The organism is Demequina sp. (genome assembly GCF_049841215.1).
GTDB lineage: Bacteria > Actinomycetota > Actinomycetes > Actinomycetales > Demequinaceae > Demequina.
In genome coordinates, this window is record NZ_JASGEO010000014.1 from 120,442 (window position 1) to 144,049 (window position 23,608).

The 23,608-nt window shown below is 62.8% G+C and carries 23 protein-coding genes and 1 tRNA gene; 9 read left to right on the plus strand and 15 right to left on the minus strand.

Annotated elements, in window-relative coordinates:
* The gene (locus QM618_RS08370; RefSeq protein ID WP_428096917.1) at window positions 1-1,989 is read left to right on the plus strand and encodes a tyrosine-type recombinase/integrase; all 1,989 of its coding nucleotides are present in this window, start codon (window positions 1-3) and stop codon (window positions 1,987-1,989) included.
* A gap of 561 nt (window positions 1,990-2,550) precedes the next feature.
* The gene (locus QM618_RS08375) at window positions 2,551-2,877 is read left to right on the plus strand and encodes a hypothetical protein (RefSeq protein ID WP_428096920.1); all 327 of its coding nucleotides are present in this window, start codon (window positions 2,551-2,553) and stop codon (window positions 2,875-2,877) included.
* A 173-nt stretch (window positions 2,878-3,050) separates the two neighbouring features.
* On the opposite strand, the gene QM618_RS08380 is transcribed toward QM618_RS08375, so the two are convergent.
* The 7 genes from QM618_RS08380 to dcm all read right to left on the minus strand — a co-directional run bounded on the left by QM618_RS08380 (window position 3,051) and on the right by dcm (window position 9,964).
* Entirely contained in the window at window positions 3,051-4,235 is a 1,185-nt protein-coding gene (locus QM618_RS08380) for a hypothetical protein (protein ID WP_428096923.1), read from the minus strand.
* Between the two features lie 50 nt (window positions 4,236-4,285).
* A complete protein-coding gene (locus QM618_RS08385; protein WP_428096927.1) occupies window positions 4,286-4,960 on the minus strand; it encodes a DUF6602 domain-containing protein in 675 nt (224 codons plus the stop codon).
* A 67-nt stretch (window positions 4,961-5,027) separates the two neighbouring features.
* Window positions 5,028-5,519 (minus strand): Mov34/MPN/PAD-1 family protein, encoded by a 492-nt coding sequence (locus tag QM618_RS08390; protein WP_428096930.1) that lies wholly within the window; start codon window positions 5,517-5,519, stop codon window positions 5,028-5,030.
* The gene (locus QM618_RS08395; RefSeq protein WP_428096933.1) at window positions 5,516-6,655 is read right to left on the minus strand and encodes a HesA/MoeB/ThiF family protein; all 1,140 of its coding nucleotides are present in this window, start codon (window positions 6,653-6,655) and stop codon (window positions 5,516-5,518) included. Before QM618_RS08395 ends, QM618_RS08390 begins: the two co-directional genes overlap by 4 nt.
* Window positions 6,656-6,788: 133 nt before the next feature.
* Window positions 6,789-7,319, minus strand: coding sequence for a hypothetical protein (locus QM618_RS08400; protein WP_428096936.1), 531 nt, complete (start codon window positions 7,317-7,319; stop codon window positions 6,789-6,791).
* Complete coding sequence (locus QM618_RS08405; protein ID WP_428096939.1) at window positions 7,319-8,269, minus strand: hypothetical protein; 951 nt, start codon at window positions 8,267-8,269, stop codon at window positions 7,319-7,321. The genes QM618_RS08400 and QM618_RS08405 overlap by 1 nt, the downstream gene beginning before the upstream one ends.
* Before the next feature lie 297 nt (window positions 8,270-8,566).
* Window positions 8,567-9,964, minus strand: a complete 1,398-nt coding sequence (dcm, locus tag QM618_RS08410; RefSeq protein ID WP_428096943.1) for a DNA (cytosine-5-)-methyltransferase — start codon at window positions 9,962-9,964, stop codon at window positions 8,567-8,569.
* 92 nt (window positions 9,965-10,056) lie between these two features.
* Between dcm and QM618_RS08415 the strand changes: the two genes are divergently transcribed.
* The 6 genes from QM618_RS08415 (at window position 10,057) to QM618_RS08440 (ending at window position 15,567) form a co-directional block, all read left to right on the plus strand.
* Window positions 10,057-11,445: a hypothetical protein gene (locus QM618_RS08415; RefSeq protein WP_428096947.1), complete on the plus strand. Its 1,389-nt coding sequence runs from the start codon at window positions 10,057-10,059 to the stop codon at window positions 11,443-11,445.
* Between the two features lie 142 nt (window positions 11,446-11,587).
* Entirely contained in the window at window positions 11,588-12,058 is a 471-nt protein-coding gene (locus QM618_RS08420; RefSeq protein WP_428096951.1) for a hypothetical protein, read from the plus strand.
* Window positions 12,058-12,633: a hypothetical protein gene (locus tag QM618_RS08425; RefSeq protein ID WP_428096954.1), complete on the plus strand. Its 576-nt coding sequence runs from the start codon at window positions 12,058-12,060 to the stop codon at window positions 12,631-12,633. Before QM618_RS08420 ends, QM618_RS08425 begins: the two co-directional genes overlap by 1 nt.
* 698 nt (window positions 12,634-13,331) lie before the next feature.
* Window positions 13,332-14,090: a DUF3800 domain-containing protein gene (locus QM618_RS08430; protein WP_428096957.1), complete on the plus strand. Its 759-nt coding sequence runs from the start codon at window positions 13,332-13,334 to the stop codon at window positions 14,088-14,090.
* A gap of 129 nt (window positions 14,091-14,219) precedes the next feature.
* A complete protein-coding gene (locus tag QM618_RS08435; protein WP_428096962.1) occupies window positions 14,220-14,453 on the plus strand; it encodes an AbrB/MazE/SpoVT family DNA-binding domain-containing protein in 234 nt (77 codons plus the stop codon).
* A 124-nt stretch (window positions 14,454-14,577) separates the two neighbouring features.
* Complete coding sequence (locus tag QM618_RS08440; RefSeq protein WP_428096964.1) at window positions 14,578-15,567, plus strand: DUF3644 domain-containing protein; 990 nt, start codon at window positions 14,578-14,580, stop codon at window positions 15,565-15,567.
* Between the two features lie 216 nt (window positions 15,568-15,783).
* On the opposite strand, the gene QM618_RS08445 is transcribed toward QM618_RS08440, so the two are convergent.
* The 6 genes from QM618_RS08445 to QM618_RS08470 all read right to left on the minus strand — a co-directional run bounded on the left by QM618_RS08445 (window position 15,784) and on the right by QM618_RS08470 (window position 19,907).
* A tRNA-Ala gene (locus tag QM618_RS08445) sits at window positions 15,784-15,854 on the minus strand.
* Between the two features lie 199 nt (window positions 15,855-16,053).
* Window positions 16,054-17,106: a hypothetical protein gene (locus tag QM618_RS08450; RefSeq protein ID WP_428096968.1), complete on the minus strand. Its 1,053-nt coding sequence runs from the start codon at window positions 17,104-17,106 to the stop codon at window positions 16,054-16,056.
* Window positions 17,103-17,735 (minus strand): ABC transporter ATP-binding protein, encoded by a 633-nt coding sequence (locus tag QM618_RS08455; protein WP_428096971.1) that lies wholly within the window; start codon window positions 17,733-17,735, stop codon window positions 17,103-17,105. Before QM618_RS08455 ends, QM618_RS08450 begins: the two co-directional genes overlap by 4 nt.
* Window positions 17,726-18,790 carry a peptidoglycan-binding domain-containing protein gene (locus tag QM618_RS08460; RefSeq protein ID WP_428096976.1) on the minus strand — a complete coding sequence of 355 codons (1,065 nt, stop codon included), beginning with the start codon at window positions 18,788-18,790 and terminating at the stop codon, window positions 17,726-17,728. Before QM618_RS08460 ends, QM618_RS08455 begins: the two co-directional genes overlap by 10 nt.
* 2 nt (window positions 18,791-18,792) lie before the next feature.
* Window positions 18,793-19,278: a hypothetical protein gene (locus QM618_RS08465; protein WP_428096979.1), complete on the minus strand. Its 486-nt coding sequence runs from the start codon at window positions 19,276-19,278 to the stop codon at window positions 18,793-18,795.
* Window positions 19,279-19,499: 221 nt separating this feature from the next.
* A complete protein-coding gene (locus QM618_RS08470) occupies window positions 19,500-19,907 on the minus strand; it encodes a hypothetical protein (protein WP_428096982.1) in 408 nt (135 codons plus the stop codon).
* 588 nt (window positions 19,908-20,495) lie between these two features.
* Here QM618_RS08470 and QM618_RS08475 point away from each other — a divergent pair.
* Window positions 20,496-20,813: a hypothetical protein gene (locus QM618_RS08475; RefSeq protein WP_428096985.1), complete on the plus strand. Its 318-nt coding sequence runs from the start codon at window positions 20,496-20,498 to the stop codon at window positions 20,811-20,813.
* A gap of 116 nt (window positions 20,814-20,929) precedes the next feature.
* On the opposite strand, the gene QM618_RS08480 is transcribed toward QM618_RS08475, so the two are convergent.
* Window positions 20,930-21,484, minus strand: a complete 555-nt coding sequence (locus QM618_RS08480; protein WP_428096991.1) for an AAA family ATPase — start codon at window positions 21,482-21,484, stop codon at window positions 20,930-20,932.
* Window positions 21,468-23,477, minus strand: coding sequence for an ATP-binding protein (locus QM618_RS08485; protein WP_428096995.1), 2,010 nt, complete (start codon window positions 23,475-23,477; stop codon window positions 21,468-21,470). Before QM618_RS08485 ends, QM618_RS08480 begins: the two co-directional genes overlap by 17 nt.
* Between the last annotated feature and the right edge of the window lie 131 nt (window positions 23,478-23,608).

Sequence of the window (23,608 nt, forward strand, 5' to 3'; positions counted from 1 at the left end):
ATGACACTCGTCGGCAAGCAACACACTCTGCCTTCACGATTGGTGGGAGCGGCTGACGTCGAGTATGGCCGCCTGGAGCCTCCCGACGGGCCGTGGATGGCGCCGGTTTGGGACTTGGTCGGACGCAAAGGCACCGTCCGGCGCAATGCAACCCACCCTTGCGCAGTCGCGAACTGCGAGTTGGAACTCTACGTACTTGAGTCCGGACTCTGCAACGCGCACTATCAGCAGTGGTACCGCGCTGGCATGCCCAAGCCGGTGACCGGGTGGCTACCGCTCGCATCGGAGCCAGCCGTGCGAGCCACCAACCGCGCTGTTGTGGACTTTCGACGGGTACCCCCGGCGGTCGCGCAGGAGATCCGCTTCGTAGTCGGAACGAAGATTCTCGCAGGCGACTGGTCGCCAAACAACTCTTTGCGAGCCGTGCTGTTGGCGCTTATCGGCGCGGTCGAATCAACGCGCGCCGAGTCGCTCTTCGAGCGCCGTCCCGAGGACTGGATACTGATTGCGTGCCAGCCGGGCAGGAACGTTGGGAACATTCGGGCGTACTTTCGAACGTTCTTTGCGACGCTGCATAGGACCGCTTGCTCTGACCCTTGGGACGAAGATATTTGGCTGTGGACCCATGGCTTTCAACCACTCTTCGGTAAGCCCGGCGGACTCAGCAAGCCCAACATCCACTGGGAGCGAATCGAGCAACTGTGGTTGCGCAATGCGCTCAAGGCACTTGCCCGGGAGCGTCTGACCGCGGGCACGCGCACCTGGCAGACCGTCTTTGAGTGGCAAAGACACGCCGCGTACTTCTCAGAGTACCTCGCGAAAGAAGGCATCGAGGGCCCGGAAGACGTGGACCGCGAACTCTTTCTCGACTACCTACAGGAGACTCGCGAGGCTGGCGCCCACAAACGTCGCCTGATGGGAGTGAGCACGGTTTCAGCGCTGCTGACAGACCTGCGTCTCGGCGGCGTCGTACCAAACCTCGGATCTGAGGTCTATCTGCGTCGGGGAGAAAACGGGGTGAAGAAGTCGGCGGAGCCGCGCCCATTCCCGCCCGACATCGTCGACCAGATCGATGCCATGCTCGAGTCTGACGAAATAATGGATCCCACAATCCGAACGATGCTTCGCTTCAACCGGTGGGGCGGCCTCCGAATCAGCGAACTCCTGCCACTGCCCCTTGACTGTCTCCGCACGAACAAGAAGGGAAAGTTGTGGGCCGAGTTCTTCATGGACAAGACCCAGGATTGGCGCAAGATTCCACTTCCTGACGACATCGCGGCCCTACTCCGAAAGCAGCAGGACCAAGTGCGGCGCGTTTACGGCCACGACGTCGCACTCATGTTCCCCTCTCCTGCACGCTCGTCCAGGTTTGTTGGAGTCGTGCACCCGTGGTCGGCGGCGGGATTTCGGGGTCACGTTGCCGAGGCGTTCGTAAGAAATGGTATTCACATGTCTGCGGTCACCGGTGAGGTGGTGCGCGGGTCACAGATTCACCGTTACCGGCACACAATCGGAACGCAGTTGCTAAACAACGGGTGGACGCAGCGGGAGGTGCAGCAGTTCTTCAAACACGCGTCTCCAACGATGACCGCTGTGTACGCCCAGATCACGGACGACACCCTGGAGCGCAAGTCGGACGAGTTCTATGAGTCCCAGGCGCTTGAGAGGTCCCGTCGCACCGGCGAGCCCTACGACGACCCGGCGGTGGAGCAATTGCGAAGTCGAATTGCGACAGTCTTGCCCAACGGGCTGTGCACGATGCCGCAAAGCACAGGCAAGGGCTGCGACTTCGCAAAGAACCCCTGCCTGTCATGTTCCTTCTTCGATGCCGACCCTCAGCGCTTCGGGGAGGTTCACGCGAACCATCGGCGGTTGCTGCAATTGTCTGTGATCTCACAGGCAGAGGCGAATCCTAGGCAGGCTGACTTCAATCGCGGAATCCTAGAAAGGCTTGATGAGTTGTTGCCCGTGAACGAGGTGAGCGCATGACGACCACGGAGAGCGGTTTGAGGCAGGCTCGCACCGACCAGGTTCGCGCGGCAGCAGCACGGCGCGCCGCCGAGAAGAGGGCGGATTTCGAACGCGCTCTAGTGAAGTTGCGTGCGTGCGGCGGACCGTTCGATCTCGTGGCTGTCGCGGAAGAGGCCGGATGCTCGACGAGTTTCATTCGGAAGCATCCCGAACTCCTGGCACAAGTGCGAGCACTCGCCGGTAGCGAGGCAAGGCGAGCCGTGAGCGAAGGAACTCCAAATCAACCAAGTGCCGCATCGATTCGGACAAAACTAGGAGTCATGACCGAACGCGTACGAGCGCTCGAGCGTGAGGTCACCACCTTGCGCAAGGAGAACGCGGCACTTCGAGGTGAGGTCATCCAACTCAACTTGAGTCGGAGGAGCCGATGAGGCCCTCCGTGCCGTCATCTCGATGCACCGTGCCGAGTCGGTCGAACGATTCCGTCCAGAGCGTGAAGTGCGCGTTCGGATTGAGACGTTCACCCAATCGCGACACTGCCGCCCGTTTCGTAGTCATTCTGAAAGTAGGTAGAGGCACATGACTCAAGGACCCGCACGCGCTATCCACGTTGACATTCGCGGGGAGCACGCCGTTGGCCCGTACCGGGCTGCCTGCGACCTCATGTTTGACGCGTCGCTACTCCATCGCGTCGCGTGGTCTCGAGATGACGCTGGCGCCCCCGAGGCCACCGCCGAGGTCTTGCTCGCCGCGAGCGGCCCCTGGTCGGCTGGCGAGCGGGCGGTCGCAGAGATCGCTGCGGCGCTTCTCGGGGCGAACGACGTGCAACTTGACGCTGCGCTGCTGCATCTCCCGCAGGAGCACATCGAAGCGGTAATCCGCGCCATTCGAGTCGCGGCTGGGTGAAATCGCGCAGGGTTGCGCCTGCGACAGCAACGGAGACGACTCGTGGTGTAGGTGTCGGCTGAGCATCTCGCGAGCCGCCCGCCCGTTCGCCCGCAACGTGCGGGTTGCTCGCACGGGATAGCGCTGCAGGCCATGTGGCGGTGCGGGCGGGTCGATCCGGCAGCGCAAGTTTGTCAGGGTTCGTCGCCGAGAGCGGACACGAGCACCGCGAAGAGCGGCTGCGCACGAATGTCTGCAATATCCAACGTGCGTTCACTCACCAAACGCCGCGCACGGGCCTCCGCGTCACCGACCCTGCCAAGCAGCACAAGGCGCGCGAGGCCGAACAGTGGCCCAACTGCGTCTCCATCCCACCTCTCAACTTCCTGGAGCACGCGGGCTCCCTTGCCGACGCGTTGCATCAGGAACCACTTGTTGACATGTGCCCGCGCGCGCAACTCCGAGTCGACGATCGATTGCGTCACCACCCATTCGACGACACGGAGCGCCAAGCGGTCTTGGCCGACGGACATTAGCCGAACCGCAAAACTCAGAGCGCCCGCCACAACCGGGTCGGCCGGGTCTACCTTGTAGAGGCTCAGAGCCCCTAGGTGAGCATCCGTCAAGACCGCCTGCATCGTCACGATTGCGTCGTCCAGATATGCCTGCGAGACAGGCAGCAGAGATCCCTCCGGCCACTGCTCAGTCGACACACCGGAACGCTTTGCATACATGTCGTCCGAGCGACCGTCCGCATGGGTCAGGGCATTTCGGCGGCCAATCAACTCGAGGATCGCGCTCGTGTCCGCGGGCCGGATCCCATGACTCACGTCAAGGCCCTCAAGCCGCAAATCTGCCGGCTTGCGCGAGAGCGCGGCGTAGGCCGCGCGCGCCTCTCCATCGAGCGCTTCCGACGAGGCAACGCCAACCGCTCCGGGAGGCACGGCGGCCAACACCACCGACAACTCACCAACGGCAAACTCAAACGCCGCAACGCACATCACAAACGTCGCGATTCGCGCGCGTTCCGCGACTGAACGCCGCGTCGCGACGCGGAGCATCACCTGGACGTACCGCCCTGTGATTGGATCGCGCGCCAGATCGGACAGCGTCGGAAGCAACCCCTCAAGGGCTTCGGCCGTGCCCTGAGCCGATGCTGTCTGGACTTCTCGGAGCAGTCGGCGGAAGGGCTCCTTGATTAGGGCCCTTGCGGCCACTTCGTCGAGGCCAGGGCTAACCCGTTGCACGCTCGCAACCGCGCGTGTCTCGTAGTCGTCGAAAGGTGCCGCAACTTGTGCTGCGGAACGTAGGTACGCGACGTCCGCACTGGTGGTCTCGACAAAGTTCTCAAGCATGCTGATGAGCGATAGGGATGTCATGACGAGTTCACCCCGACGCAATACCGATTGCGACGGTGACACTGAATCACTCATCGTGCTGGAGCAGTGCCGCTGTCCTGCGCGTCGCCGAGCGGCCGCGCGTAAGCGTCTAGGTCAAGAGCAACGACTGTGCCCATCGCCGACAATCGTCTCAGAAGGCGGAGAGCGAACCAGATCAACTGAGTCTCTGGGGGCGCGTACTCGAGTGCGTTTCCGACGCGTTCAGTGGCGCCCGAGTCAACGGCAATCGCGAAGTCCAACTGGCACCCGCCAGCGTCGCTAAGTAGTCCTGCACGTGCGGCGGTTCCGTCCATTGGCTTCCACTCGGACCGCGTGCTCAGGAGTCCCCCGAGGATCGGCTTCGACGTAGGGTCTTGCGCGGGGTACACACCCCCGGCGTGCGCGATCGGCACAGAGGTTCGCTTCAACGAGGTCACGCTCGCGATCTTCGCCTGCGCGTACTTGACCTTGTCAAGGTCGAGTACTGGCTTGACCTCAAAGATCGCGTAGATGCTCTCGACCGGCACGACATCGAAGTCACCTTCGGTGAAGAACAACGGCGAGTACTGGCGGTCGAAAATCGCCAGATCAATCTGATCGCTGCGCTTACCGTCGGAATCTATGACGAAGACTGTGCCCACGCCGTACCGAGCAGGCAAGAATCCCGCGAGCGTGCGAATCCACTGACCTTCGGTCGCGGTCCCCTTGGCAGATGGATGTGTCACGAAGTTCGCAGGCAGTCCGAGCGATGAAAGAAGATTCCGTTGCTTTGCAGCAAAGGCTGCTCGAATGTCAAACTTCTCGGTCATCGCTGGGTTCTCCGATCGTGAGTTCGTGTGACGTGACTCGTACGAGGTCGTGCATCCGGGTCAGGAGCCACAAGCGTGGCTCAAGAGACACGTGGTGCGCCGAGGGCGTGAGGACTATTGAGACGAAGGTATCGAGGCTCAGTGACCGGTCCGTCAGATGCCCGACGTACGTTGCCAGGTCTCGCTCACTCAACGTCCCCGACCCTTCCGGATGCGTGTGCCACTCGCCCACCCACTGTGCCCCCGTGTCAGCGTGCAGCCGTGACGCAAACGCTTGCGTGTACGCGAGATCGCGCAAGAAGAAATCTGAGAGGTGCGTGGCGCCCGGACCAGCATCGGATGCCGCGACAACGACCGCTCGGCCACCGGTGGCCTCGCCGAAGAGCGCGCCGCCGGTCTCGAGGCTCGGATCACTCGCAGCCGCGAAGTCCATGATGTTAGCCCAAGCGGAACCGTACACAATGACGGCCGTCACGCTCGAACTCCACAAGCGGGGCAATCCGAAGATGGCTTTGCCGCGGGATACCAACTCGCCCCAAGCACGCGCGACGAGTCAAATGGACGCGCCATCCCTGGCTGAGGGCGCAGGGAGACCACAACGTTGTCGGAGACAAGGAACTGGTCAACGTGGTTGGGACCGGCTAGAAGATCAGCGATTGCGACCTTGGCAGCAAGCGCACCAACAAAGTGGAGGTCTGGCCCAACCGCGGTCATCGGGTTGTGGCGCGTGCCCTCACCGTAGCCATGGTCAAGGCCAGGCTCGGGGTTCATGGCGCCGCCCTCCTCCAAAGCCTGGCGCTGGCAGTCCAGGCACCCCACGCCAGATAGCGGTCGGACTCTCAAGACTTCGCCATATCGCCCGTCCTCGAGGACACAAGCGAACACCACTGTCGTGGACGCACGCTGCCCCAAGTAGTTGACAACGCGCCGCGGCTCAACTCCATCGACAGTGCACACCACGATGTCTGCCGCGTCAATCAGGGGCCGTGCGAGATCAGCATCCTCAATGACACTCGCGACCCATGGTTGAACCGTCGTCTCGGGCCACGTTCGCGAAATCAGGCGTGCGAGCGCGTTGACCTTGTGCATACCGACTTGATTGCGCGTGCACACATGCCGCGGCACATTGTGGTCACGCAACCTGTCCGGATCCAACAAGTCAATGTGACCTATCCCGTACCCCGCGAGAGCCTGTGCGGTCGCCCCACCGATGCTGCCCGCACCCACGACGAGAACGCGTCTAGAGGCAAGTTCTCCGGTAGGCCAGTGCGGTTCCAGCGCCGTGATCGACGCGCCGCCTTGCTCCACATCGCACGCCATGACCTCGACGCCGTGGCGGGCGACTGTCCAGGCAAAGAACTTCGGAAGTCGTCGGCCCGGCGCAAACTCGGGAGGGTGCGCCACGTAGGTCAGCGCAACATATGGCTTATTGCCCGGATCGCGGACACCTGGCAGGAGGCGCCTGAACTCCTCCAACGGGACGGCGCGGTGTTGTCGGACAGCAAAGTACGCAAGCACGTGAACGCTCTCGTCGGCGGCGAACCACATGCCGTTGCGTCGAACGTCCGCTGAGCCCAAGAAGTGATCGCGATCGCTAGCGACTTGCACCATTGGACCGTCGTCGACCGAGACAGATATGACTCTGGCCGCCCGATCCGGCTGCGACACTCGACACGCAATCTGCCCCTGGCTGCCCCCGCTCCCAATCACTTCAGCGACGTGTCCGGGCAGAACCACGAGCCAATCATTGGGTGACGCCATTGCGCGCCTCCTCGACAGCCTCCCGGATAAGCGCGTCGTACTTCGGGTTGGTCACGATGCCCCGCTTGCTGAACCTCCTGATCTTGCCGACCTGGAAGAGTGCGTACTCGAGGCGCCAACCGATGGCTTTGAGCACAAGATCTGTGGTTAGGCCGCGCGTCGACCAGTCGGTCGCGTCCCGCAGAAGGCATAGGGATCCATCGCCGAGCACGTGGTAGTCCGTAAAACTGCGCAACTCCGGTGCGGCCGCAGGATTTGTCGGGTAAACCATTGGCGGCGACGCCGGGAACGCGTGGCTGTAGACGACTGCGATCTCAAAAGGGATCTCACCGAGCAGTAGTTCGAGGTCCGTCGGCGCGGGGCGCTCGAACGCCCATAGGGGCACGGTCCCCTCCCACCTGCCAGCGCCCTCAGCAGTCCATTCCAACGTCGGGAACAATTCTTGCATCTTTGACTGTTCGTCCGCGAGACGTTCGGGCTCGGCCTGCCACCACGTTCGACGTGCTGGCTCCATCAGGCTCGCCCTTGAGGGGAGTCCTTCACCGGGCGTGGGCCAGGCGTCTCACCAGTCGGCGGGAGGACGATCGGAAACGCCGAGCCGAATATGTGCGCCCACAGCCGCGTGGCTTCGGGTTGGTTGTTGTCTGCCACCGCGCGTTGCGCTGCCGCCGCCCAGATGCTCGCTTCTTCAAGCGCGTCGCGGAACCCTGCGACGTCGAGATTGGGCTGGATAGGTCCAGACAGTCCTGCCGGGTCTGTGACGTCCAGGCTGTGTTGGGCGGCCCTGGCAAAGAACGAGGCAACCGCCGCCGGCCGGTTGGCGGCTTCGACGAGGCAATCTAGGGCAAGTACCTCCATGACAAGCGACTTGATCTCGACAGACTGCTGCTTCGACCAGAACTTGAGGACGCGCACAAGGGGACGGAACTTGTCCCAAGCCGCTTGGCGGTCACTCACCGCATGCGCCAGATACTCGGGGTCTGCGAGCGTCCATCGCTCCTCTGACTTGAGGGGGATGAGAATGCCGCCTTCCACCCGAATCGCTGGCATGACGTCAACGGTGAACGCCAGTTCGTCCTCCGGGGGATCGACAAAGCACTTTGCGGCACGATTCCGGTTGGCGGTCCGAACCAGGCGGACTAGCCGTTCATGCGTTCCAGAGTCGATACCCAAGCGTTCGGTCACGAGATCACGGCACCGCTCAAGGGCTTCCGACGCCGATGCTCCCGCGTTGCCCCAGTCTGGGTGAGCCGTCCGGTCGAACTCAACGACAAGGTCAACGTCGTGAATGGGCTGCAACTGAGTACTTCGCCGCAAGGAGCCAGAACCCCAGACACTTTCGACATCGTCGGAACTCCGCAGTGCGTCCTTGAAGATGTCTCGGCGCTCACGGGCAAGTTGTGCCAACGCAACGTCACCATCGACGTGCTCCTGAAGCGCAATGAAGGACTCGTTGACTGTCATGGTCACACCGCTTTCTGTTTCACCCACACGATATCTACGAGCACTGACAACGAGCCCATGATTCTGCGCGCAGACTCAGCCCATGCGGTGGTCCGCCGTTTCCGGAGCGTCCGGAGTATCAAGTGACGAGCCGGCTGACTGCCTCCTGGACGACGCGCTTAACAGCCCACTGGCCCTTGATTGTCCGCTCGGCCTCTCGTATGGGCGTATGGACTGCCATAGGCCGGCCGTCGTGCTCGTCGAACGGGGCCGCGCCGATTTGTGCCCTCCACGGGAGCCGCGGCATCCGAAACTACGTCAGGTGGTCGCCGCATCACTGAGCGCTGTCGACGAGAGTGCCCGGCGTAGCCTCTCTCGTGGGTTGTCTGGTGCTTCGGTCACAGCCTCGTAGATCGCACGGCCACGCCCAGTGGCGAGCAGCAGGTCCTTGTCACGCTCGCAGTGAGCCTTGAGGACGTTCCATACGACGCCGGTGTTCACGCCGTTGCCCATCTGCTTGTACGTCAGCGCGTCACGTTGCTCGCCGAAGTCGTATGTGTCCGGCAGTCCCTGAAGTCGTGCAGCCTCGCGGGGCGAGAGTTTGCGCTTGAGCGGGCCGAGCACCGGTGTCTGGGTGATTGCGACGAGCGCTGGTAGATGAGTCGGCCGCTTCGCGCGCAGGCCACTCGGCCGGAAAGAGATGACGCAGTCCCAGAGGCTCGCCGTGTCTTGTGCCTGCCATTCGAGTTTGCGTCGGCTCTCAGGGAACCGCCGCATGGTGCGCAGCCATCCGCGCATCCACACTGAGTCCAGGCCGTTGAGCGCGTCGTAGAGGTCGAAGTTCTTGCGGAGGAAGTCTGCCTTCCAAGCGGGCGCATCCTTCAGCAACGCTGCGCGCTTACTCTGGGCTACCCACGCGTCGGTCCACATTGGGAACCCCGGCAACCGCCGCAGGCTCTCCCCCGTCGCCTTCGACTGCGCTGCACGCCACTGTCGCATCACCTGCACCATGAGTTCCCAGTGGTTGATCCACGCTCGCTCGTCGTCACTGATCTCAGTGCCCGGCACGTCGGTTTCATCGTCGATCGGCAGGTTCTCGAACAGATCCCACTCGTGATGCATCAGGACGCGATCCGGCAGCGCGACCGGCTCTGGTTCTGGGTCGGCCACCATGCCCTCAGGGACAAGCGTTGCGGTGATGAAGACGCGCTCGCGCACCTGCGGTGCGCCGCCGAAGTCTGGCGCGATCTTGTGGGGAGAGAAGATCGCCGGTGTGCTCGACACCTGGTATCCCGCGTCACGCAGGTGGTGGATGATCACGTCCCACTCGTGGGTGTGGCGTGGGCCAGCGAGGTTGCGGACGTTCTCGAGCAACACCATGGTCGGCTTGTGCGCGCGGATGGCCTTCTCGATGTGGAAGAACAGAGTGCCGCGAACCTCGTCCATGCCGCGCTGGGCACCGGACTTCGAGAACGGCTGGCAGGGGAAGCCACCCGCGATGATGTCGTGCGCAGGCACGTTCATCGTCGTGTCGTTGGCGTCCTTGGTGATGTCGCCGAGCGGATCGTGACCCCAGTTGTCGGCGTAGATGGCGGCCGCAGCATTGTCGATTTCGACGGCGTATGCGTGCTCTCCGCCCATGGCGCGGAGGACCGCTGCGAAGCCGCCGACGCCTGCGAAGAGGTCCGCGTAGGAGAAGGCGGGTGCATCGGACATGGCGTAACGGTACCCCGCAATTCGCGCTCTGGCTTGGCGATCGCTAGCGCGTCGGCAGGCAGACTTGTGGTAGTTCTGACACGCTAACGCGCATGGCTGACTTTGTGCCGGCGCTGTCCGTTCCTGAGGCAGAAGCGCGGATCTTCGCGATCGCTGGGACGACACTGGATCGCAGTACGCGGGGGCCCAAACGGGCACTCCGAGCGCTCGCCAACGCTGTGGGCCTTGATGCTCCCCTGCAACTGACCAACGAGGAACTGAGCCTTGTGCTTGCGGAGCACCTTGGCGTACGTGTGGTGGTAGATCTGCGCGCCCGCCACGGCGGATATTTGCAACTCGAAGTCTTCAATGACCTTCTCCTCGGTGCGTGGGTGTACTTCAATTCGCACCCGCTACCTAGGCCCGCTTCGCTGCCGCCGCAGTTCGACGGACCTGAGTGGGACTGGTTCAAGCCCGCTCGCTCGAAACTCGAGGCCGTCAACCTCATCTCGGCGCTCACCCAGTCGGGCCCGGAAGATCTCGGGCCGGGCGGCAAGGAGCGCAAGCGCGTGTTCGTGAACTTGGCAAACCGTATGGGACTGAGCGTCAACACGGATCTGTCGAAGATCGAACTGGGCGAAGCGATCGCACAGAGTCTTGGCGTCATATGGACGGACACTTGCGCCTCCACTGGGTACACCATCACTCTCGAGGGTCTCAACGTCGTACTCGCGGGCGCGGCGCGAGAGATGCGGCGTCGGGGCACCGCCGTGATGTCGCCTGCGATCGAGGCCGCGCAGATTCTCGGTGTGCTCAAGAACGAGTTCGATGGCGGAGCCGTCTGGGATGGTCGGACCAGCATCGTCCACATGCGCGATGCTGGCTACAACCATTGGCGTCAACCTGAATGGCCCGGCTGGTACTTCGAGTTCAGGGGCCTCGCGGCGCTGGCTGCAGCACTCGGCACCAAGCCGGCGAGCGGTCCGGAGCAGCGGTACGGCAACACCTACTTCGACTACGCGCACAACTACGTCTGGGATCTCAAGTCCCACGTTGTTGGCAAACTCTGGTTGCCCGAGCGCATGCGTGAGCGCGGTGACGACAAGACAATCCTCAACGACAAGGTCGCGATGGAACATTGCGTGGCGAGGGATGGCCTTGGCCTGATCGTCATGGAGGGCATCGCGACGTTCGACCGGACGGGCGAGTTTTACGCTTGGGTCAAGGACGCCACCGCAACCAAGGCGAGCGCGCGGCGGACCTCGAACACTGGCCATAGCCGGCCGAGAAAGAGCGCGTTCGAACCAACCGAGTTGCTCGCGTACCGGTGGGACAACCCCGCCGAGTTCGCTGCCGCGGTTGCGTCGGGGGCAGTGTCCGTGTGGAAGCAGCCGCGCCAGCCACGCAACCTCGGCGAGTTGCAGGGTGCCGCGAGGAGAGACAAGTACCAAATGTCGAGCAAGCGGTCGCAACCTTGGGTTGTCGCCGCGACCACTTTCTAGGCATCTCGCGACACGCCGTAGGCAGCGGCGAGACCACCACATCTCCACCCGCACTGCTTCGCGGTCGACTCCGGCGCGGGGCTACCACAGCCCTGTATTGAGCGTCCCCGGAACTGCCATGTCTTGACGCCACCATGGCTCCATGAATGACCACAGTCAGAGCGGGGCCGGCCTCGAACGCTTCGACATCAACGCCCAGCGCGACCCGTTCATCTTGAGGATCGAGTCGACATCCAGCACGGTCTACTACCTGCGCGCCACCGACGAACGAGGGCTGGAGGTCATGCGAGCGACGGGCCTTGGCAGATCCCTGACGACAGAAGGAGACAACTCCTGGCACCGCGTTACGAAGATCACGTCGTATGGTCTTGATCTCTCGGGCGAGCCCGACCCGATGAAGGCAACCTTCAAAGACGACGACGCTGAGCCGTGGGTGATCAGGGTCGGCGCTGTCCATGTCTACGAATACCGGGTGCCAGGTGGGTTCGCGGATACAACCGACTACTGGTGGCGCCAGCGCCCTGTCACACGGCTAGTGCTGCTCGGCGAGATGCCGCCGGAGGTTGAGCGGGCGAAGACGGAAGGCTACGTTGAGCGGCCTGAGGGCGTGTAGTGGTCGAAGCATCCACCACCCGCACTCGCGTCTTCGTCGACATCGACGGCGTCCTCAATGTCGACCGACCGGACCTATCCGACTGGTCGGAGAAGTCCTGGCGGCGCAGGCAGGTCTACATCCGGTCACACGGGATCAGGGTGTGGGTCACGTACAGCACCTCCGTTGTCGATGCTCTGCGTGAGATCGCCGCCTTGCCAGGCGTTGAGATGATGTGGTGCACCACATGGGAGGCTGCAGCCCCTGAAGCCTTTGGCCGCGAGGTGGGTATCGGCACAGGCTGGCCACACGTGGCCAGCGCGGCACAGCCTGCGGACGCGGACTGGTGGAAGGCCGCAGCGGTCAAGGGCTCCCACAAGGCCGGCTACCGCGTGGTGTGGCTGGACGACGAGATCGACTCGTGGATATGCCGACCGGGCCGTCCCGATAGCGAAGTGCTAGGTGCGGCGTGGGTCGACAACGCTGAGGTGCTCACCGTGTCCTGCGACCCGCGCATCGGGCTCACCGATGCAGAGGTAGTCGACATCCAGGAGTTCATCGCCATCGGGAGGAGGCCACGCCGTGATGACGAGTAGCAACCCCCACATCGCCGTCGAAACTGTGAACGTGCAAAACGCCAACGGCACCCACGTGCACGGGCTCGACCCCGATGCAGGCCTAGGCACCCCGCAGTGCTAAGGCTTGAGGACCTTGAGATTGCGCCCCCACGTGGACACTAGGTCGGGCGATCTTGACGCTCCGCAAGTCTCGGAGACGCAGCCCCAAGTCTCGATCCGGTCCGACTTCGAGGTCGTAGTGACCTGGGACTTTTCGCATGACGCGAGCCTTGAGTTCCACGTGTTCCTAAGTGGAGCGGTCACCATAGAGAGGGAACACGAAGGCAACTTCGGCTCGCCTCTCGGTCCCGCATACGTCGCACTGAGTGCGGATGGCGAAGTGACCGAATGCCTGTGGTTAAGGCACGGTTCCCCCGTAGGCCGGGCCGTCGTGGAGGCACATCGGGCAGGGGCCATCGACTGGATGGATGACGATCTGTGGACAGCGTTGCGGGCAAGCGGTGTCGACCACCTTGGGAGGTTGCCTCGCAGCATCGTAGGCACCGCGTCTTCGGAAGCGGGCACGCCTGTGTCCGGTCCGGGCGTGCCCGACCTACACGAGTAGTGCTCTCGTGGACATGAGCATCAGCATTGGCACTCGCTGACCGAGCGCGGCGTGTCGCAAAAGCGGTGTGTCGCGACAGCGCAGTCCTCCGGGTGGTTGGAACCATTAGTCCATGCTGCTTGCGTACGTGGACGAATCTGGCAACACCGGCGCGCCCGCCGCGGGCGGCTCACTGACTTACGCGCTGGGCTGCGTCCTAGTTGACGCAGATCGTTGGCCAGGGGCGTTCGATGAGTTGCTGGCCTTCAGGCGGCGACTTCGCGACGACTTCGGATTGCCGATGCGGTCCGAGATCAAAGCGCAATATCTGACCCGCGGGTCTGGCGACCTACGAGCGCTGGGCCTCGCTCCGGCGCAACGCGGGCTGATCTACAGGGCACATCTCGACATGCTGTCGACGTTGCCGGCTCGAGCATTCGCAGTGGTCGTCGACAAGCGCGATCGTGACCTCACGCCTTCTGGGTGTTTTGACCTCGCTTGGGAAGGATTAATGCAACGGCTGGAGCGCACAAGCCACTACGAGAATGCAACATTCATGTTGATCCACGACGATGGCGACAACGATGCCGTTCGGCGATGGACCCGCCGCGCGCGCCGTCACTTGACGGCGGGGCTCATGAACGGTGGCGGTAGCGTCCGCAACCCTGCGCGACTTCTCGTAGACGATCCCGTTGCGCGCCACTCACACCAGTCATACCTAATCCAGATCGCTGACCTGGTTGCGTATGCAGGGTTTCGCTCGGTAGTTCCACCAGGTGGGAGCGTCGCCCAAGTGTGTCCGTCAACGACGTGGGAGGCGCTGGGGCCCGCAACCCACACCGCCGTCAACAAGCACGCGCAGCGTGCCGCGCCCGGAATCGTGCTGCGGTGAAAGAAAGGGGCCCCCGACCCGAAGGCCGGGGGCGGGAAGCGCCTAACCGAGCCATGGGGCTCGGGTCAGCGCTTGCTACCATTCTACGCGGGACTTAAAAAAAGTAAAACATCTGACTACAATTCCTCTGTGGCGAGCCTTCATGGGCCAGTGCGGCTGAGCAGCAACCTCCAGTTCCGCCTGCCTGCCCAGGTGGCGCGGCAACTGCACTTCGCCGGTGGCGATGACTTCTACCTACGGGTTTCGGATGACAACCCGAACGTTGTCGAGATCGTGCCTTCCGAAGTCGTCGAGCGCCGCTACAGCGCGGGGGAACGCGCAGAGAAGTCCGCTCTCTCTCCGGCTCAAGAGATCGCAACCTAACGGCGCGGGCGGTGCGCCGTGCGCCCGGCTGAGCGCTCAGGCGGGCGAAGATCTGTCGACCAATAGTCGGGCACGCCAGACACAACGACCCTCGCTTCGAGAGTCGAGGGCTACCTTCGGAAGCATGGGTCGCCCCCCGAGATGGCAGGCCACGCTGGATGCGGCTGTCGATGAAGCGTGCCTTGCCGTCAGGCTCTTCAATGATCCCGCCGAGGTGCGGTCGTTTGAGGGGTTCGCCATCCACATGCACTTAGCGTGGCTGTATCTTCTGCACGCAGAGTTGATTCGAGACGGCGAAGACTTTCGATACTGGGATCCACAGCACAAGCGACGTCTGCTCCGCGTAGACGGCGAACCCAAGCGTTGGGAACTCGACCGCTGTATGAGCGCACGGTGGCCAGACGTTAACGACCCCGTGCGAGCAAACCTTTCGCTCTTCATACGCCTTCGGAACCGACTGGAACATCGCCATGCACGTTCGGATGCTCCGCTGACGCTCTCGCTTGCAGGCCACGCGCACGCGCTGCTCCTGAACTTCGAGGAAGAACTCACCCACGAGTTTGGCCACGATCGGACCTTGGCGCACCGACTGCGAATGCCCGTTTTCATAGGCGCGTTCAGCGTGCGCGGCGAAGAGGCACTGCGGGAGGTCAAAGCGACTCTGCCCCCAGATATCGCCGGCTTCGTCACGGAATACGAGTCGGGACTCGAGAAGAAAGTTCGCAGTGATCCGCGCTATGAGTTTCGTCTGCGAGCCACTCTAGACACTGCGGAGAAGGGCCCCAACACCGTCGCCTTCCAGTTCACACGCTTCGAAGATCTCACCGAGGACGAGCGTCTCGTCATCGAAGGCCTGGGCCGCACGGGCCGCGTGGTTGTGCGGACACGAAAGCAGCCCGTCTCCGGCGCGGGCCGCCTCATGCCGGCCGCCGCGCTGCCGCTGAAGTGCAGGCGGGCATTGAGTTCGAGTTCAGGCAACACCACTTCACGGACGCGTGGAAGCGTCTCAAGGTGCGACCCGAGTCCGGCTCCACGAACCCGCACGTCACAAATCCAGACTGGTGCGAGTACGACGAGCCCACCGGAACCTACCGCTATACCCGAGGCTATGTGAAGTACCTCATCAAGCGTTGCAGCACAGAAGATGGGTTCGAAAAGACAACGGGAAGGAAGCCCGTGAAGAGGGCTCCCGCTCCGGACCGGACGTAGTTGCGTCGACGCGCGGCGGTTTCGTTCCTCGCCGACGTGATCAGCAATGCGTCCCACGCTCGTAGATCTCTCGCGATCTGCCGCCAAGGTCGTCGCAGGCGTTCGGAGTACCGCTTGTGAGTGGAGCGACAGGGAATCGAACCCTGATTAGAGCCTTGCAAAGGCCCCGTTCTACCGTTGAACTACCGCCCCGTGCGCACATTTCGGGCGCCACGCGCACCGCATGAGTATAGCCGTGGACCGCGAATCTCTTTGCCGTCCTCCTCCCCCCGCGACGCCGCGTCGACCTTCGATGTCCACGGGCGGGCACATAACTGCCTACCAGCACCTCTCGCGGGTGCGGTCTGGAGGCCGGCGCGGCCGTGCCCGGCTGACGAAACGTAACCGGCAGTCAGGTGTCGCGTAGTGCGGCGAATGCGTTCGATCGCGACACAAGCACCGCTATGAGCGTTGCCAAGGGAACGAACAGCCCTCCGAGCGCTGCGACGTAGGCCGCCGCGACGAGCACTGCCGACGCATCGAGGTTCGGCCCGGCTGCAACCGCGCACAATGCAACGCCCCATGAGTATCCAACCGGGAGCACGAAGACAAGCGGTGCAATGTACTCGAGCCCAAAGATCAGCGCGACGCTGCGACGCTTGGTGCCGCTGATTCGGTAGACACCCACCTCGCGACGTCGAAAGACTGCCGTCGCGGCCGTCACCGCTCCAACTGCCGCCGCACCGAGCAACCACGGTCGAAACGAGACGAAACGAAGCCAGTACTCCGTTGCGGTCAGACTTCCTGCGTTAGTGCGCACGTAAGGACCGACTGCGCTCGGACTGGCGGCAAATGTGGCCGACGCTGCTGACACAACCGCGTCTTGCGCTCCCGGCTCATGCGCAATCCAGCACTCGGAGAGGGGCTCATCCAAGATCAACGGGATCACTATCGCCGACTGCAATGATGAGACCGGCACGGTGCTCGGCAGCACGCTGCCGACGGCCAGCACGTCGCTGCCGACGCGAATCCCGACGCTCGCTCCGGATTCCATACCGAGAGTCGACGCGAGGTCGTAACCGACCACCGGGTCACCGTGACTTTGGCCATCCCAGACCGCGAGCGCACCGGGTGATACAGCGACCACTGCAATCGGCACGCCGCTGACAACCGTGATAGCCGAGACACCACTGTCAAGGTATGGTCCGCCGACAGCCGTTACAAAGGGGAGCCTCGCCATCCTCTCGCACTCACGCATGTTGAGTCCCTCGCTGCTGGTCGCACTCACCACGACCACGGAGCCACCCGCCGCCAACTCGGCTTCCGCCAGCGTAGACGCCGTGTAGGCCGTCGCTGCTGTGGTGAACGCGACCGCGGTTGCGACGCCACACATGGTCAGCGAAATCACCGGCGGTTGGCGGCGAAGGTTCGCCACGGCCTCGGTCCATGCCGCTCGCATTCTCATGTCGCCGCCTCAACAATGACGCCGTTCTCAAGCCGCACCAAGCGATCAGCCATGCGTGCAATGCGAACATCGTGAGTGGCGATCAAGATCGCAGAGCCGGCCATCGTCTCCAGCAATGCAGCACAGACGCTCCGTCCAGTTTCGAAGTCGAGACTCGCGGTGGGTTCATCGGCCAAAACAACGGCGGGCGACGTCACCAATGCACGGGCGATTGCCACTCGTTGCGCCTGTCCACCCGACAACTGCCGCACTGGTCGATCGACATCCATTTCAAGACCAACCCGGGTCAGCGCTTCGCGCGCGGGGCCACGCGCATCCGTGTGTGAGGCGCCTCTCGCGACCAGCGGGAGGGTGACGTTGTCTAGTGCTGTGCGCCGCACGAGCACAGATGGTCCCTGGAAGATCCACGTTACCTGGTCGCGGGCATTGCTCCCCGGGCCGTGCGACACGCGACCGCGTTCGGGAACCAACAGAGCGCCCGCGATCGAAAGGAGCGTCGACTTGCCTTCGCCCGACGGCGCCATAATGGCACATGACTCACCGGACTTGACCGTGAGACTTGCACCCTTGAGCACGTACTGCGAACCCGCTCGGTATCGAAACCAAACGGCATCCACTTCTAGTGACACGACGTCTCACCCTTGAGGCCACCAATACCAAGCACGACATCGCGGCCCTCAAGTTCAGGTCTCGGGCTTGCTGCCACGTTCTCCCCGAAGCCAACTGGCAGAGGCTCAACGGTCACGAAGTCGATAGTCGCTCCGCCGTCCTGGGTTATCGCCACACAAAGTGAGCCGTCTCGAGCGACCACAATCGCAGACGCCGGAAAAACCTGGGCTGACACTGGCGAAGCGAGCATAATATTGCCAGTGATTGCCGCACCGGCTTCGTCAACTATGCCTGCAAAGGCTTGCGGCTCGTCGACGAGAATTTCACCGGCCATGACCGTCGCACCATAGTCAGTACCGTTCACCGCGAGCGAGTATCGTCCGTCTGGCAAGGAAACGGTCCGAGTCGGCTCAACATTCACACTCTCAACCTCTGGCACCCACACGGCCCACTCAGCGGCCGTCGATGCGACCGTTCCTGGCCTGACAAGCACGGCGTCGACCGTAGCGCCTTGGCTGGGAATGGGGACGGCGACCGTCGGGTCAAAGCATCGTGAAGGGTCTTTCGACCCGAGTGCGCGATTTAGGTTCACGACTGCGCGCTCTGTCCGTGGGCCAAACTTGCCATCAACTTCAACGCCCGAGAGGCCACGCTCTCTGAGGAGAGTCTGGAGTACCGAGACATCCGGACCCTGATCGCCATTGCACAGGATCCGGTATAGGACGGCACCGCTCGAAGGAATGTACGCGAACCGCACAACTCCATCGATCGCGAAGACCTTGTCGCCGCTAAGTACGGCGTCACCTGGCTTCACAAGTACTGCTGTGACCACACCCCCGGTGAGAAGGGGCGCAGGGGCAATCTGCTCTGTCGAAGCCACCGTCACGCTCACCGGGCTCGATATCTCTACCTGCTGCGTCTCAACACCCATTGTGAGCGTGCGATCATCTACTTGTCCGGTCAAGATCTCGCTCGAAGCATAGTTCGCCACGAGCACTGCGACGACCGCGGGGGCAACGATGCCTATCGCGACAAGGACGCCGACTGCCGCCCGTCGAAACCGATGTGCGGGCATTGCTAGTCCGCGTTACCCGCAGCGTCTGGCCACAAAACAAAGTAGTACTTGTCAACGCAATCGGCCCACGAGATCTGCCACTCCGGATATGGGCCGTTGAGTGACTCTAGTTGCGCGATGGTCTGGGGCTGCTCCATACCAAGAACAACGCCTTCTGTTTCTGCGCCGTTGGAGCGCATGCACTCCTGCCATGCGGCGAACTCGGCCTCGCGCTCGGCCCCTTGTGGCAAGTTTGACGCTTGGAACACTTGGTCTAGGGGGCCAACCCACTGGTCCTGGCACGTGTCGACCTTCGCCATCACTCGTTCTGCGTCTTCCTTTGGCGCGGATGCAGCGAGAGTGAATCCGCCGTCACTTGAGTCCTGCACGGTAACTTGCCACCCCTCGGCGCGCGCACACTCGGCGGCATGTTCGAAGGCTGCGGCTAATTCCGCGGAAGACACGCGACCATCTGCAGCGAGTTCCTGCTGGTACGCGTTGAGTTCCACACCAGACCATGACGTAATGGCGTCAGCCTGTCCCGCGTCACCTGCACAACCGACAACTATCGCGCAAAATGCGAGCGTGGCAAACGATCCGACCGCCACGCGCCCCAACACCGACACCGTTGCCTCCTTTGGCACTGCCGACTACGCCCGAAGGTTTCACACCAGGCTGCTCTGGTACCGCGCAACATGGCTCCAAAGCAGCCTGGTGCATCAGCCTATCGCTAGCAGGATGTGCCCACGCTACCTGAGGTGCTGTACGTCCAGCGGTCCCAGTTGTCGTAGCCCTGGCCTTTGGTGCGCCAATTGTCTACGCCATGACCCTCGCAGTCATACTCCTGGGTGACGGTGTTAGTGTTCAGATTGCTGGGCTGGCCTTCCCAACTCCCCCGCCAGAGCCAGGTTACGAACTGCTCCTGTTGGCGAGACTCCTGGTATGCGGCCACGAGGCTGTAGCCCGTGGGGCAGGTCTGCTTCGACTTGCCATACGTGATCGTGGTCATCCCTGATCGAATCGGCTTGTAGGCAGAATTTATGCACCCGACGGGTGGTGCTGCCGACGCAGGTGGCGACATCGCGAAGGCGATGCCGAGGACCAGCAGCGCTACGGCTGATCGAGAGGTTCTGTTCACGCGCTCACTCCTTTGTAAGTTGTGCGAACGCCTTGCCCGCACAACCAAGTAATAGCGGCCCCCGCCAGGCGCTGCCACTCGAAACGTAGTCAGTCGCCTCGTGGCTTCGACCTGTCGAAGCGCAAGTCCGCTCGGTTCCGGTTAACAGTCGAGACGGCAGACATCTTCGCAGCCCGGCGAACCTCAGGTCATTGACGAGCAAGAAGTTGCGCCCCACCCGATCCCCTCACAACCCTCCCTTCTGCCCGCTCGATCACCGCTAACCACGAGCCCCGCGGCTGGGTTCGCCGACAGCGCGCAACGAATCGGATCGGTAGGTTCTTGGATCGCTCACCTTGGTTAGCGAAGACCTCGCGGGTGAGGTAGTCATGCTTTGAGACCGTCCCCGGGTCGGCTCGTCGGTGCGTCGGTGCGTCACAGGTCCAGGCCCCGCGCCACTCGACGTAAGGCATCACTCTCAACGTCATGCATGCGCCCGAAGCATCCCTCGAGATCTGCGAGGGTGCATGTCACAGTCGGACGCTAGGGCGGCGTGGGGCGTGCGGCGCTAGGGTGCTCGCATTTGCGTCGCGATTGACGGGGGCAGCCATGATCAAATCGTTGACCATAGCCGGAAGGGTGCAACTTTGCGATCCGCTGGTCTCCGGACCGGTGCGCGAACTGAACTTCGTGTTCAGGCCGAATGGATCCGGCAAGACGTCAATTGGCCGAGCGCTCGCTGACCACTCATATGGAACCGGCGTGGAGATCGAAGGGTCCAGGGCCGCAAGCACGGAACTGATTCGCGTCTACAACCGGGACTACATCGCCGACACCTTCGATCGGCATAAGTCTCCGAGCGCTTCGGACCATGTGCGCAACCTTCTGCGCGTGGACATCTACGAGCAAGGCGCCGTGGCGGGGTGACATCGCGCAGATGGCGCCTACGTCGCCCACTCGGCGGTGTCGACCCTCGCTCAACCGCGCACACTGGACTGCTAGCCGCCCCAGGGTTCACACACACAGCGATCACGCATCTGTCGCTAGCCCCAGCCCATCAACTCTCGGGCTACGGCGGCCGTCTCTTCCGGTCCGAGAACTCCCGTGTTCACAACCGCATCAGCGAATTCCGCGAGCGCGACCACGCCTCGCTCGATCGGATGAGAGAATACCGCGTGGGTGTCAGGAGTGTGTCGCAGGCCCCCTTGTCCAGCGGACTGCTCGTAGCGCGCGCGGCGAAGTGCTTCCGGTGCGTCAACGAACAACAGGCGACTGGAGGCGAATTGCTCGAGGAACGGACGTGCTTGCCGTTCCGTCCGCGCCGCATCGATCACGTAACGGCCCGGGCCGTCCATGAGGCTCGATGCGTGATCAAACAACCACATGCCTTCAGTTCGGGTGTCGACTTCGACACCAAGCCTTTGGAGATCGCCCCGCGAAACTTCGCTCTCAGGCACACCCGCGAGGAGACACTCGCGGGCGGAAATTCGGCGGGCCAGCACGGGTTCCATCGTGAGGGCATTGGCAAGCGTCGTCTTGCCCGCCGAGATCCGCCCTACTAGGACCAACACTTCGGAGTCGCTACTGAGGTCGGCCACCGGCCGTTCCCTCCTCAGAGTCGTCCTCTGTCTCTGTCGGCCGCGCGGGCTCAACTTGCGCGCGAGGGCGCACGAAACTGGTTTGAGTGTGGAGCCACGCAACCGCGTTCTGGAGCGCGTCGTCGTGATTGTCGGACAGGGCCGTCGTGGTCCACTCGCCAGCGGCCGTGGAACCTACTTCCTTAAGAATGCTGAGCGCCTCATCGACCGTGGCCGCCTTCGCGAGTGCGTCCTTGTTCTCGTAGCCAACGAACGGAAGCCAGGCCCAGCGCGCATCAACGCTCGCGACCTTCAGGTCCTCGAGGAGGTGACGAATTTGGTCCGCGTCTGGCACCTGCGACACCACATCTGGTGACAGCCATGCCCGCTTGGACTCTAGGTCCGGTGTCCCGACGAACAACAGCGCATCGAAACGCTGACGCCTACGTATGGCCGGATCCACGGTGTCGATGCCATTGGTATTTGCGAAGAACACCACTCGCCGAGAATTCCACAATCGCGACAAGCGCGGAAGCATCGTCGTAGTGAACCAACGGCTGATTGCTTCGCCCTCCACCGACGTCGATCCGTTACCCGGTTGCCCGTTGCCGTTCGCACGGGTGTGTATCAACTCATCAAGTTCGTCAAGCAGAACGACGCATTCATCGAGTTCCATGAGCGCGTCGAAGACCTCGTCGGCTCTAGCCGACACGCGGTCGATGCCTTCTTTCACGAAGTCCGCGGGCGTGATCTCGACAAAGTCCCAACCCAACGCATGGGCCACGGCTTCAGCGAGCGAAGTTTTGCCAGTGCCAGGCGGTCCAAAGAGCATCGCGGAACGCCACGAGTCCCTAGCCGGGATCGAGGGGAGATCCGGGTCGTGTCGATTTCGGGTCATCGCCGAGATCGGATCAACGAGGTTGGTCTGCAATGTCTCGCCGAGCGAGGGGGTGTAAGGACCCCACGTCCGCCATCGGGCGTCGGTCATGCTGGCATCCGCGCGCGGAGTGCGCGCATGCAGCCCCGACTTTGACTGGCGTACGGTTTCGGCCGAGACGATCTGCCGCAGGTGTTGACGGAAGCGGAACGCCGTGGCCGTGGCCCAACTCTCGGGTGCCGTTCGGTGGGGGTGATGGCCCGAAGACCATCCAACCGCGCCTTCCCCCAGTTGCCTCGCCGTCCGCTCAAGGTACGCGTCTGCCGCCAACAGATGACCCAAGTACGGGCGAAGGAGAGATCGCATCTCATCGGCATACTTCGCGTCCGGGTCCAGAGCAAGGCCAAGCAGTTCTGCGAGAGTCTCATATATGTAGCAGTAGGCGTTTCCGGCTTTGGGGTAGTGGAACAGGGGCCGGCCCGTTGACCATGTGCCGTCACTTCGCTGCATCGAGAAGAACCTGTCGAGCCCTGTCTCCACCCGGCGGAGCGCACGGAGATCGGAACGGTCCGAGAGGGGCTTCACGTCGCTAGCGACGAGACCGCTGACGGCCCAAGCGAGTTGCTGGGGGTCAGTATCGGGTGCCGACTCCGCCGCCTGGGAAGTCTCAAACGACAACGCGCTTGAGAGCCACAAACGCGTGCGCGAGACACGCTCGGCGTAGGAGTCCGGGAACTTGTCACCATGAAGGCGAAAGAGTGATGCCAGCGCGTAGTAGGTGAGGAACGCGTTGGCGGGGTATCTCCGATCGAGATCGTTACCCCAGCGGTCTTCCGACTTGGTGCTCTTGCTCGGCGGCGAAACCTCATAGATCGCATCACCGCTACCTGGCTTTGCGCTATCGCCGCTCACGTACGACCAGACAGTCTCGATCGCGTCGCGTAGAGGCGTCTCGGCGCTGGCAGGACGAAGCCGCAAGATCGGCGCTGCCGCGCGCACGATGCAGTAGCGACGCGCGGCGCCTTCGCTCTTCCACTTCGGTGCGTCGGGGAGAACCCAGTCGCAGAACGCCGACAGTCGATCAGTGTCTTCCTGAGTTGGGAGGTCGAGGGCTCCGGCGGTTTCCTTGTCGAACACAGAAGCAAGTGATTCGAAGCAGGTTGCACCCGTCGTCACACCCTTGACGGGTCCGTCCCGCGGAGGCAGGACTGGGGGGAGGCCGTTCGGATGCCTGGGTGACTCCTCGGATGGGCGCCCAAAACCTTGCG